The organism is Stenotrophomonas sp. 3(2025) (assembly GCF_052665395.1).
In genome coordinates, this window is the sequence record NZ_JBQOIF010000006.1 from 184,218 (window position 1) to 196,932 (window position 12,715).

Consider the following 12,715-nt stretch of genomic DNA (forward strand, 5'->3'; position numbering starts at 1 on the left):
CGCATGGATGGGCCATGGATCCGCGCCACGCGTGGATAAACCGTGGCGCCACACCACACACGGATGGGCCATGCCCAGTAGATCCACGCCATGCGTGGATGGGCGTTTCTCCACGATGTTTGCCGCGCTCAGATCTTCAGATAAATGCGACGTCGGTCCAACCACCACGCCACGCCCCACCACAGCGCGACGAACGCCAGCGCCTGCAGCATCGAGGCCAGCTCCAGCGCCTGTGGCATTGCTGCGGCCAACTGTTGCCAGACCCAACCCCAGGCGCCGGTGGCCAACAGGATCACCGACATCACCGAGGCCCCCAGATAGGCGGTGATGGCATTGACGCCGAAGCGCCGGCCCAGCGCGGGCCATCCCTTGCGGTCGATCAGCAGGTGGCCCAGCCACAATGCCAGCGCGGCCAGGCCAGCGGTCCACAGCACGTAGCTGGGCGTCCACAGCTGCTTGTTGAGCGGCAGTACGGTTGCCAGCAGCAGGCCAAGCACGGCGGTGACCGCACCCAGCGCGGCCAATGCACCGGCGCGGCCACTGCGCAGCAGGCCCCCGGCCAGCAGGCCCAGCACGGTGCTGGCCAATGCGCCCAGACTGCTCAGCAATCCTTCCGGGTCATGGCCCAGACCGGTATCGGCCTGCCATTGGTAGATCCATGGCGCGAACAAGGTGGTATCCAGGCGACTGGCCGGGTTGGTCCACGGCGCCAGGTCACCCACGCCCAGCAGCAGCGCGGCGTAACCCACCAGCAGCGCCACCAGCACGGCCGCCTGCACGCGCGGGCGCGCATACACCGCCAGCACGCCCACCACGGCCGCGCACAGCGCAATGCGCTGCAGCACGCCCCAGATGCGGAAATGGTGCGTGTGCAGTGCCCACCACACCAGCAGGTGCAGCAGCACACCGGCAACGGCGATGCGCAGCGCGCGTTCCAGCACGCCACGTGCAAGCGCAGGCCGTGCCGCCGGATCCAGCGCGCGCGGTGCAACGCTGAAGGCCATCGACACGCCAACAAGGAACAGGAAGAACGGGAACACCAGATCGGTCGGCGTACAACCGTGCCAGTCCGAATGGCGCAGCGGTGCGAACACCGCGCTCCAGTCGCCTGGGTTGTTGACCAGCAGCATCGCCGCCACGGTCATGCCGCGCAGGGCGTCGATCGAGCCCAACCGGCGTGGCGGCGCGCTGCTCATCGTCAGGCCGCCTCGTACTGGCCGGCGATCCACGTACCACGCACGTGCAGCGCGTCGTCCAGCAGCACCAGGTCGGCCTGGTAGCCCTCGGCGATGTAACCCAGGCGATCATCGACATTGAGGAACTGCGCCGGATAGGTCGAGGCCATGCGCGCGGCTTCAGCCAGCGGCTGGCGCAGCAACTGCACGGTGTTGCGCACGGCAGTGGCCATGTCCAGCGCCGAACCGGCCAGCGAGCCGGCCGCGTTGCGCACCACGCCGTCGATGGCAGTGATGGTTTCGCCATACAGCACGTAGCTCGGATCGTCGGCACCGACCGGCGGCATCGCGTCGGTCACCAGCAGCAGGCGGCCACGCGGCTTGGCCGCCAGCGCCACCCGCAGGCTGGCCGGATGCACGTGCACGCCATCGACGATGATGCCGATCCAGCTGTCGCGATCTTCCAGCGCCGCGCCGACTGCGCCGGGTTCGCGGCCCTGCAGCGGCGACATCGCGTTGTACAGATGGGTGAAGCCACGCACGCCGGCATCGAGGCCGGCACGGATCTCTTCATAGGTGCCGGCCGTGTGGCCAGCAGCGACGATCACACCGCGCTCGACCAGCGCGCGGATGGTCTCCAGCGGCACGCGCTCGGGCGCCAGGGTCAGCAGGGTCACGCCGTTGTCCAGCGACGACGCCAGTTCGATTTCCTGCTCGTCCGGCACGCGGAACTTGCTGGCATCGTGCGTGCCCTTGCGCGCCGGTGCGATGTACGGGCCTTCCAGGTGGATGCCGATCACGCCGGGCACACCCTGCGCAATGGCCTGGCGCATCGCGCCGATCGCCTCGCGCATCACGGCCACGTCGTCACTGATCAGGGTCGGCAGCACCGCCGTGGTGCCGAAGCGGCGATGCGCACGGGCAATCGTGCGCAGCGACTCGACGTCGGGCGTGTTGTTGAACAGCGCGCCGCCACCGCCATTGACCTGTACATCGATGAAGCCGGGCAGCAGCCAGCCACCGCCCAGGTCCACCTGCTCGTCGGCCGTACCCAGCTGCGGCGCCGCGTCGGGCAGCAGCGCGCTGATGTGGCCGTCTTCGATCACCACCGCAAGATCATCGCGGAACTCATCGCCGGCAAGAATGCGGGCATTGCGCAGGACGGTTGCCATCACACCGTCTCCGTCACCTTGTTCAGATGCGGCGGCAGATCCGGGTTGAAGCCACGGCGCAGCGCCAGTGCATTGATCGCGCGATAGAAGCTCTGCACCGTCAGCAGCGGCGCGCACAGCGGATGCGGCGCGGCAGCGACCGGCAGGTTGCCGCCGGCACCGGCCAGCCACACCTTGGCGCCACGTGCGGTGAACTCTTCAGCCACGGCACGGGTACCGGCGCCGGTCTCATCGGGCTGGGCAAAGGCCAGCACCGGGAAGCCGCGATCGACCAGCGCCATCGGACCATGCTTGACCTCGGCCGAGCTGTAGGCCTCGGCATGCAGGCTGCAGGTTTCCTTGAACTTCAGCGCCGCTTCCTGCGCCGCGCCCAGGCCGAGGCCACGGCCGAGCACGAACAGGTTGTTGGCCTCCACCAGGCCATCGGTCACCGCGCTCCAGTCGCACTGCCAGGCCTCACGCATCGCATCGGGCAGCAGGTCCAGTGCATTGCGCAGCGCGCTGTCCTGCTTCCAGTACGCGGCCAGCTGCAGCAGCGCGGACAACGAAGCGAGGTAGCTCTTGGTCGCCGCCACGCTCTTCTCCACGCCGGCATGCAGCGGAATGACCGTGTCGGCCAGTTGTGCCAGCGGAGAATCCTCGACGTTGACCAGCGCCACCACGCGCGCGCCAGCGGCCTTGGCCGCTTCGGCGTTGCGCAGCAGGTCCGGGCTCTTGCCGGACTGCGAGATGACAATGAACAACGCACCGCGCAGCTGCAGCGGTGCCGCGTAGACCGAACCCACCGATGGCGAGGCCGAGGCAACGACCAGGCCCAGCTGGGTTTCCAGCAGGTACTTGCCGTAGGTCGCGGCATGGTCGGAGCTGCCACGTGCGCAGGTCACCACGAACGGCGGCGGCGCAGCGCGCAGGCTGGCGGCCAGCGTCTCCATCACGGCGTGGTTGCGGGCGAACTGGCGGGCAACGACCTCGGCCGCTTCGGCAGCCTCGGCGAACATCAGGGTGGAGGTGGGATCGGACAGCGACATGGCAGGCTCAGGAAGGATCGGAAGGGAGGGGACGGGCGGCGGCAGGACGCATCGGTGCGGTCGAGCCGCGCACCACCAGTTGCGGCACGAAGCCCTGGTTGTGCAGCGGCGCCGGCGCATCGTCGTAGGCATCGCTGCGCAGCTGTGCGATCAGCAGGCGCGCGGCATGGCGGGCGATGTCTTCGGTGGCCTGCTTGGCGGTGGTCAGCGGCGGCCACGACTGCCGCGAGAACGGACTGTCCTCGAAGCCGGCAATGGACAGGTCGTAGGGCACGTTCATGCCGGCCGACTTCGCTGCGGCCAGCACGCCGGCGGCGATTTCATCGTTGGAACCGAAGATGGCGGTGGGCGGTTCGCGCAGTGCCAGCAGGCGCCGCGCACCGCGGAAACCATCGTCGAAGGTGTAGTCGCCCTGCACCACCAGATGCTTGTCCACGGTCATGCCGTAGTCCTTCAGCGCGGCCTCGTAACCGGCGTAGCGTTCGCCCGAAGAACGGTGCGAGGTGCCACCCCAGAGGAAGCCGATGCGCTGGTGGCCCAGCTGGATCAGGTGCTCGGTGATTTCATAGGCGGCTTCGCGGTCGTCGACGAACACGCAGGCGCCATCGGCCGGGTCTTCGGTGGCGGCGATGATCCGCACCAGCTTGATGCCGCGCGCGGTGAGCGCCTGGACCAGGTCGCGACGTTCGGACATCGGGGCGGTCAGCACCAGCCCGGCCAGGCGCGAGCGCTGCACCCAGTCGGCCAGTTCATCGGCCAGCAGCGGCGAACTGGAATCGCACGGATGGATCTGCAGGCCGAAGCCGGTTTCGCGGCAGGCCGCGAGCACGCCGTTCTGCACGCCGATGATGTGGTACGGGTTGGGGTTGTCGTACACCAGCCCGATCACGAAGGTGGTGCCGCTGCGCAGGTTGCGCGCCGACGGATCGGGTTCGTAGTCGAGCTCGGCAATGGCACGCAGCACCCGCGCACGGGTGGCCTGCATCACCGAGGGCTCGTTGTTGATCACCCGCGACACCGTCTTCAGCGAGACCTTGGCCTTTTCGGCAACGTCCTTGATGGTCGCTCTGCGCATCGGCTTTTCCTGGGGTTGGCTGCCGTCCATCATCGCCGATCAGACCTTGTCCTGCGGCAGGCCGACGCGATGGCCGACCACCGAGTAGAACAGGATGTACAGGTAGCAGGGCACCATCAGCAGCAGGAACACCAGCTGGAAGTCGATGTGCTGCTTGAGCACGGCAAACAGCTGCGGAATGATCGCGCCGCCGGCGATGCCCATGACCAGCAGTGCCGAACCGGTTTCGGTGAAGCGGCCCAGGCCACGGATCGCCAGCGGGAAGATCGCCGGCCACATCATCGCGTTGGCAAAGCCCAGCAGCGCCACGAAGGCGACCGACACATAGCCGTGGGTGAAGAAGGCGCCCAGGCAGAACAGCACGCCCAGTACCGCCGAGACGGTCAGGTAGCGCGACTGCGAGACCACTCGCGGGATCAACACCAGGCCGACCACGTAGCCGATGAGCATCGCAAACAGGGTGAATGCGGTGAACATCTTGGTCTGGTCCAGCGGCAGGTCGAAGCCATGACCGTAGGTACCGATGGCATCTCCGGCCATCACTTCCACGCCGACGTAGACGAACAGGCAGAGCACGCCCAGCCACAGATGCGGGAACTGGAAGATGCTGCTGCGCTCGGCCTTGCCTGGCACGCCGGCCGGTGTGGCATTGGCCTCGGAGGCCTTGATTTCGGGCAGCGGCGAGAACAATACCGCCACCGCCAGCAGCACCAGCAAACCAGCCATGGCCAGATACGGCGCGTGGATCTTGGCCGCGAACTGGTTGAGCAGCGTGGCCTTGGTGGCCGCATCGGCGGCCTGCACCTGGGCGTCGAGATCACCGATGCCATGCAGCACCAGGGTGCCGATCAATATCGGCGCAAGGATGCCGGCGATCTTGTTGCAGATGCCCATCATCGCGATGCGCCGTGCGGCGGTTTCGATCGGGCCGAGGATGGAGATGTACGGGTTGATCGCGGTCTGCAGCAGCGCAAGGCCGCTACCGATCACGAACAGGCCGCCCAGTGCACCGGGATACCAGCGCTGGGTGGCGAATTCACCGAACAACGCCGCGCCACCGGCCATCACCAGCAGGCTCAGGCTCAGGCCCTTTTTCATGCCGGTGCGGCGCAGGATCCACGAGGCCGGCAGGGCCAGGAAGAAGTAGGACAGGTAGAACACCATCAGCACCAGGAAGGCGCCGACCTCGCTCAGCTCGAAGGCGAGTTTGACGAAGGTGATCAACGGGCCGTTGAGCCAGGTGAAGAAGCCGATCAGGAAGAACAGCACGCCGACGATGGCGATGGACGAGGCCACGTTCGGGCGTGCGCTTGCAGCGGGGACGGCTGACATCAGGAAGGCTCCTGCGGCGACGGCCGCAGAACACGGCGTCGGAGAGTGGCTGGGAACAACGTTGTCACATTCTTTCGATGGACAGCGACCGTTTGTCAACTTCCACGCACGGGTCACCCTACCTCATGCTGCACTGCGCCAGCGCATTGCACGGCCATCCGCTGAATGCGCTTGGCCCTTGAAGCCCCTTGCTGCAATGGTTCTGCCGAGGGCGCCGCATTCACGCCATGTAAACGTTTACGGCGATCTGCATTCGTTGCGGCGCAGCAACGAAAGTGTCACGAACTCGTTGACATCGTTGTCAACGCGGTTACAGACTCCGCCCAATCGCCGGCTCCATCGTTGCCCTTCCCGGGGCCGGCCCCACCTGCAGCAGGAGCCCGCGTGACCGCCAGCCATCCCGCCCCGGCCCATGTCCTGTCCCGCGTCGCGCCCTCGTTCCTGGCTGCCGACGTTGGCGGCACCCATGTGCGTGTCGCCCGGGTCCAGGCCAGCGGCGACGATGCCCATCCGGTGCAGGTGCTCGATTACCGCAAGTACCGCAACGCCGACCACGCCGGGCTCAGCGCGATCCTCGCCGACTTCCTGGCCGAAGGCCCGCGCCCGTCGCATTGCGTGGTCGCCACCGCCGGCTACGCCCGCGAAGACGGCACGGTGATCACCGCCAACGTGCCGTGGCCGTTGTCGGCGCGGCAGATCGAGGCCGACGTCGGCCTGCAGCGGGTGCACATCGTCAATGACTTCGAAGCGGTGGCCTACGCAGCCGCGCAGGTCAATGCCAGCGGCGTGCTGCACCTGTGCGGCCCGGAAACGGCGCCGCGCGGCCCGACCCTGGTGGTCGGCCCCGGCACGGGCCTGGGCGCAGCGCTGTGGATTCCCACCGCCAACGGCCCGGTGGTGCTGGCCACCGAGGCCGGCCAGCCGACCCTGGCCGCCAGCACCGAGCTGGAAATGGCGATCGTCCGCCACATGCAGCGCGACCGCGCGCACGTGTCGATCGAACATGCCCTTTCCGGCCCCGGCCTGATGAACCTGTACCGCGCGATCTGCGCGCTGGAGGGGCAGGCACCGGCGCTGGCCAGCCCCGATGCGGTCACCGCTGCGGCGATGTCCGGCACCGATCCGCTGGCACGGCAGGCGCTGGATGTGTTCTGCGGCCTGCTCGGCAGCACCATCGGCGACATGGCCCTGTTCTACGGCGCCCACGGCGGGGTGTACCTGGCCGGCGGGATCCTGCCGCAGATCCGCGAGTACCTGCGCACCAGCACCTTCGTCGAACGCTACCTGCAGAAGGGGCCGATGGGCGAGGCGCTGGCACGCATCCCGGTGAAGGTGGTCGAGCACGGACAGCTGGGCGTGATCGGCGCTGCCAGCTGGTACCTGCTCCACGCCGACGCCTGAACCTGCAATCGGCTTCAACGCAATCGCAGCACGCAGTACGTGGCACGCCAATGCCGGGACATCGCCGCCGCCCCGCGCACGTCATCGCAACCGCAATCCCATATCGCCGCCGGCATCCAATCGAGTGATGAGGAGAGACATCATGAATACCCGCAAGACCTTGCTTTCGGCCGCCATCGTCAGCTGCATCGCCTTCAGTGCGCACGCGCAGCAGGCCGCCCCGACCGCCACCGATCTGGACACCGTCACCGTTACCGGTATCCGCGGTTCGATGGAGAAGTCGCTGGACACCAAGCGCGAAGCCAACGCGCGCGTGGAAGTGGTCACCGCCGAAGACGTGGGCAAGCTGCCGGCGCACAACGTCGCCGACACCCTGCAGCGCCTGCCGGGCGTCAACATCAGCTCGTCCAGCGCCGATGAGGGCGGCTTCGACGAAGCCGACCGTGTCAGCCTGCGCGGCACCAGCCCCAGCCTCACCCAGACCCTGATCAACGGCCACACCGTCGGTTCGGCCGACTGGTTCGTGCTCAGCCAGGGCAACAACGTCGGTCGCAGCGTCAGCTACTCGCTGCTGCCGTCGGAACTGGTCAGCTCGGTGGAAGTGAACAAGTCCTCGCAGGCCAAGCTGCAGGACGGTGGCACCACCGGTACCGTCAACATCATCACCCGCAAGCCGCTGGAGTTCTCCAAGCAGTTCACCGCTGAAGGTTCGATCGGCATGGTGCGTTCGGACCAGGCCAAGTCGAACGACCCGCAGTACTCGGCATTGTTCAACTACAAGAACGAAGAAAGCACCTTCGGCGTGATGGTGCAGGGCTTCAGCCAGAAGCGCGAACTGCGCCGTGAAGCGCAGGAAATTCCGGGTGGCTTCTTCAAGATCGGCGCCGACGACCCGGTGGCCCTGACCAATCCGGACCTGATCGGCGTCAATGTTCCCGGCCTGCTGGGCTCGACCCTGTTCGAGCAGACCCGTGAGCGCAAGGGCGGCCTGGTCTCGCTGCAGTTCAAGCCGACCGATACCCTCACCCTGGGCCTGAATGGTTTCAGCTCCGAGCTGAAGGCGAACAACTACAACCGCAACTTCATGATGTTCGGCAACAGCTTCGCCAAGTCGCAGGCGCCGAACCCGGGCTATGTGGTCAAGGATGGCGTGCTGACCAACGCCACCTACGCAGGCGTGCCGGGCACCAACTACGCGGTGTACGACATGATCTACCGCGAGTCGAAGGCCAAGTCGAGCTACGTCACCTTCGACGCCGACTGGCAGATCAGCGACAGCCTGACCGCCAAGTTCCAGGCCGGCAGCACCAAGGGCACCGGTGAGACCCCGCGCCAGTACATCGCCGAGGTCACCCTGGCCGGCGGCGGTGGCGCCAGCTGGGCTACGCACGGCAGCGGCTCGCCGATCGACTGGAACGTCGGCGGCGACCTCTCGCCCAACGGCGTGACCAGCTTCGGCACCTGGGGCAACCAGCAGGTCACCGCCGAAGACAAGGAGAAGTGGGCCACGCTCGACTTCAACCAGTACTTCAACGACGGCGGCGTGCTGAGCTCCATCGACTTCGGCCTGCGCTTCGCCGACCACAAGCGCGAAGCGCTGTCGCCGGAAGGTGCAACGCCGGGTGACATCTGGAGTGCGCTGAAGAACGGCGCCACCTCCAACTATCCGAGCGGTTTCGCCGGCGATATCGGCGGCACCTTCCCGCGCAACATCTGGTACTTCACCCCGGGTGCGCTGAAGGATGCGGTGACCAACAACTCCACCTGGCTGGCGGGCAACGACGGCCCGACCGGTCGCCACAATTACGGCGCCGAGTGGCAGGTGAAGGAAAAGAACTTCGCCGGCTACGTGCAGGCCAACTTCCGCGGTGACTGGTGGAGCGGCAACCTGGGCCTGCGCTACGTCAACATCAAGCAGGACATCGATACCTACAACGCCGTCAGCAATGCTGCCGATGCGGATGTCAGCAGCCTGTTCGGCATGTGGGAACGCATGGCCTTCCAGAACAAGCGCAACCGCGTACTGCCCAGCGCCAACATCAAGTTCGACCTGGACGACAACCTCGTGCTGCGCGTGGCCGCGTCGCAGACCCAGACCCTGCCGGACTACTCGGCACTGGGCGCGTCCTCGTACGGTTCCGACCTGAACCGGACCGGCGGCGGCGGCAACCCGAATCTCAAGCCGACCCTGTCCACCAACCTGGATGCCAACCTGGAGTGGTACTTCATGCCGCGTGGCCTGCTGTCGGTCGGCGCCTACCACATGGACCTGAAGGACTACATTGCCTTCGACGTCGTCTCGCGCCAGCTGTACAGCGAACTGACCAACCAGCTTGAGACCTACCAGATCTCCACCCCGATCAATGCCGACGGCAAGGTCACCGGCGTGGAAGTGGCCTACGAGCAGCCGATCGGCGAATACTTCGGCGTCAACGCCAACTACACCTACGCCAACGGCACGACCGCGCACACCTGGTCCGATGGTTCGCACAACCTGCTGGGCACCTCGAAGAACACCTACAACGTGGGCGCCTACTTCGAGAACGAGCGCTTCGGTGCACGGGTCAGCTACACCCACCGTTCCTCGTTCCTGATCAGCCTGTCGGGCACCAACCCGTACTACCAGGATGACTTCGGCACGCTGTCGGCGTCGCTGAGCTTCAAGGCCACCGACTGGCTGAGCATCAGCCTGGATGGCCTGAACCTCAACAACCCGACCTACAAGTACTACCAGACCGCTGCCATTCCGACCTCGTTCTACAGCAACGGTCGCCAGTACTACCTGAACTTCCGCTTCAAGTACTGATCCAGCGGCAGCCTCATCGCCGAGTCGTGCACGCACGCCGGGCCTGGGTCATTCCGGGCCCGGCGTTTTTCATGTATAGCGAACATCGCACCCGATCCAAGGAGTCCTTCCGATGACGAAGCCCACCCGCGCCAGGATGCGCAGCCTTCTGTTGCTGGGCAGCCTGCTGGCCGCCCTGCCTGTGCTGCCGGCACTGGCCGCCGATGCCCCGGCACTCGATACCGGCCCTGGCCCGCAGCTGCGCGCCGGCAGCCTGATGCTGATTCCCGCACCGGCCAACGTGCAGCGCGGCAACGGCGCGGGCATCACCGTGGGCGCCGCTACCGTGCTGCATGCCGATGGCGAAGCCGCACAGCGCGTGGCCGCACAGTTCGCCGACCTGCTGGCGCGCAGTGGTGGGCCGCGACTGGCCGTGGCCAACGGCAAGGCCGCCGGCGAGGGCAACAGCATCCGCTTCCAGATCGTGCCGACCTTCCGCGACAGCGGCGAGGGCTACACGCTGGAAAGCACCGCACAGGGCGTGCTGGTGCAGGCCGGCAACGAGACCGGCCTGTTCTACGGCGCCACCACCCTGGCCCAGCTCGCCACCGGCGGCAGCAACGGCGTGCTGCCGGCCGTGCAGATCCAGGATGCGCCGCGCTTCAGCTGGCGTGGCTTCATGCTCGACTCGGCGCGGCACTTCCAGAGCCTGGACGAGATCAAGCGCGTGCTCGATGCGATGGCCGCGCACAAGCTCAACACCTTCCATTGGCACCTGACCGACGACCAGGGCTGGCGCATGGAGATCAAGCGCTACCCGAAGCTGACCGAAGTCGGCAGCTGCCGCCTTCCGGCCGGTGATGGCGGCATCGATCCGGTCAGTGGCAAGGAGCATCCGTACTGCGGCTTCTACACGCAGGACCAGATCCGCGAAGTGATCGCCTACGCCGCCAAGCTGCATATCCAGGTGATTCCGGAGATCGATGTACCCGGCCACGCCACCGCTGCCATCGCCGCCTATCCGGAACTGGGTACGATCGACACGCCATTGAAGCCGTTGAGCGAATGGGGCGTGTTCCCGAACCTGTTCAACGTCGAGGACGGCACCGTCACCTTCCTGGAAAACGTGCTGGAAGAAGTGATCCAGCTGTTCCCGGCCAGGTATGTGCATGTGGGTGGCGACGAGGCGGTGAAGGACCAGTGGGAGGCCTCAAAAAAGGTGCAGCAGCGCATGCGCGCGCTCGGCATCAAGGATGAGATGGCCATGCAGAGCCACATCATCAAGCGCCTGGAGACCTTCCTGGAACAACACGACCGCCGCCTGATCGGCTGGGACGAAATCCTTGAGGGCGGCCTGCCGCCGCAGGCCACGGTAATGTCATGGCGCGGCACCGAAGGCGGCCTTGCTGCGGCCAGCGCCGGCCACGATGTGGTGATGTCGCCGGTCAGCCACCTGTACCTGGATTACCTGCAGACGGCCTCGCCGAACGAGCCGCCGGGCCGACCGACGCAGGTGAACCTGGCCAAGCTCTACAACTACGAACCGGTGCCGGCCGAACTGGCCGCCGACAAGCGCGGGCACATTCTCGGCCTGCAGGCGAACATGTTCACCGAGCACACGCGCACTTACGCACGCCTGCAGCACAACCTGTTCCCGCGCCTGGCCGCCGTGGCCGAGACCGGCTGGAGCACGCCGGAGCATCGCGATTACCGCGACTTCCTGGCCCGCCTGCCCTCGCAGCTGCAGCGCTACCGTGCCTGGGGCCTGGCCTACGCGCAGACGCCGTTCGAAGTAGGCGTGGCCTACACCGATGACCGCGCGGCGAACGCGGTGACCGTGTCGCTGGCCAATCCACTGGGCTATGAAGTGCGCTACAGCAGCGACGGCAAGCCGGTGACCGCGCAATCGCCGCTGTACCGGCAGCCACTGACGTCCACGCTGCCGGCGACGGTGCAGGCTGCCGCCTTCTACCAGGGCCAGCCGCTGGCCGCGAAGCCGACGGTGGCGGCGTACACCGCGCAGTCGCTGCTGTCGCGTCACAGCGAAGCACTGCGCAGCTGCGTCGGCGAGAAGGGCCTGGTCCTGCGCCTGGAAGATGATGGTCCGCGCGAAGGTGCGCGAGCGGTGTTCACCGTCGACATCTTCCAGCCGTGCTGGCGTTGGCCGCAGGCACAGCTGGATGGCATCGGCAGCGTGGAAGTGCGCGCAGGCCGCATTCCGTACTACTTCCAGCTGGCCCACGACGAGCCGAAGCGTCGCTTCGAAAAGGCCCGGAGCGCGCACGGCGAAATGCTGATCCGTCGCGGTGACTGCACCGGCAAGGTCCTGGCGCAGGTGCCGCTGCCGGCGCAGACCGATGCCGACGGCTTCGTGACCCTGCGTGCGGCATTGCCGAAGGGCACCTCGGGTACGGGTGATCTGTGCATCAACTTCACCGGCGACACGCGCCCGGCGATGTGGGTGCTGGATGAGGTGACGCTGGGGAAATAGCGGCGGATCTTCTTGTAGCGGGTTCCATCCACGCATGGCGTGGCTCTACTGTAGCGCCAGGCCATGCCTGGCTGCCTTTGGTAGACGCCAACCCTGGTTGGCGCCGGGAAGATTCATCCACGCATGGCGTGGATCTACTGTAGCGCCAGGCCATGCCTGGCTGCCTTGCATGGCGTGGATCTACTGTAGCGCCAGGCCATGCCTGGCTGCCTTTGGTAGACGCCAACCCTGGTTGGCGCCGGGAAGATTCATCCAC

General features: G+C 66.7%; 8 protein-coding genes. 3 read left to right on the forward strand and 5 right to left on the reverse strand.

The window, feature by feature from the left end; translation table 11 throughout:
- Positions 1 to 128: 128 nt before the first annotated feature.
- Genes ACUXVE_RS07130 through ACUXVE_RS07150 form a run of 5 tightly spaced genes read right to left on the reverse strand, consistent with a single transcriptional unit; the run spans position 129 to position 5,782 of the window.
- Entirely contained in the window at positions 129 to 1,196 is a 1,068-nt protein-coding gene (locus ACUXVE_RS07130) for an acyltransferase family protein (protein WP_445514098.1), read from the reverse strand.
- A gap of 2 nt (positions 1,197 to 1,198) precedes the next feature.
- On the reverse strand, positions 1,199 to 2,347 hold the full coding sequence (gene nagA, locus ACUXVE_RS07135) for an N-acetylglucosamine-6-phosphate deacetylase (RefSeq protein WP_445514099.1): 1,149 nt from the start codon (positions 2,345 to 2,347) through the stop codon (positions 1,199 to 1,201).
- Positions 2,347 to 3,375, reverse strand: a complete 1,029-nt coding sequence (locus tag ACUXVE_RS07140; RefSeq protein ID WP_445514100.1) for an SIS domain-containing protein — start codon at positions 3,373 to 3,375, stop codon at positions 2,347 to 2,349. Before ACUXVE_RS07140 ends, nagA begins: the two co-directional genes overlap by 1 nt.
- Positions 3,376 to 3,382: 7 nt before the next feature.
- Positions 3,383 to 4,450: a LacI family DNA-binding transcriptional regulator gene (locus tag ACUXVE_RS07145; RefSeq protein ID WP_025878684.1), complete on the reverse strand. Its 1,068-nt coding sequence runs from the start codon at positions 4,448 to 4,450 to the stop codon at positions 3,383 to 3,385.
- A gap of 39 nt (positions 4,451 to 4,489) precedes the next feature.
- Entirely contained in the window at positions 4,490 to 5,782 is a 1,293-nt protein-coding gene (locus tag ACUXVE_RS07150) for a sugar MFS transporter (RefSeq protein ID WP_025878685.1), read from the reverse strand.
- Positions 5,783 to 6,166: 384 nt separating this feature from the next.
- Between ACUXVE_RS07150 and ACUXVE_RS07155 the strand changes: the two genes are divergently transcribed.
- The 3 genes from ACUXVE_RS07155 (at position 6,167) to ACUXVE_RS07165 (ending at position 12,459) form a co-directional block, all read left to right on the forward strand.
- Positions 6,167 to 7,183, forward strand: a complete 1,017-nt coding sequence (locus ACUXVE_RS07155) for a glucokinase family protein (protein WP_445514101.1) — start codon at positions 6,167 to 6,169, stop codon at positions 7,181 to 7,183.
- A 142-nt stretch (positions 7,184 to 7,325) separates the two neighbouring features.
- On the forward strand, positions 7,326 to 9,989 hold the full coding sequence (locus ACUXVE_RS07160; protein WP_445514102.1) for a TonB-dependent receptor: 2,664 nt from the start codon (positions 7,326 to 7,328) through the stop codon (positions 9,987 to 9,989).
- Positions 9,990 to 10,101: 112 nt separating this feature from the next.
- The gene (locus ACUXVE_RS07165) at positions 10,102 to 12,459 is read left to right on the forward strand and encodes a beta-N-acetylhexosaminidase (protein ID WP_222388367.1); all 2,358 of its coding nucleotides are present in this window, start codon (positions 10,102 to 10,104) and stop codon (positions 12,457 to 12,459) included.
- Positions 12,460 to 12,715: the final 256 nt, after the last annotated feature.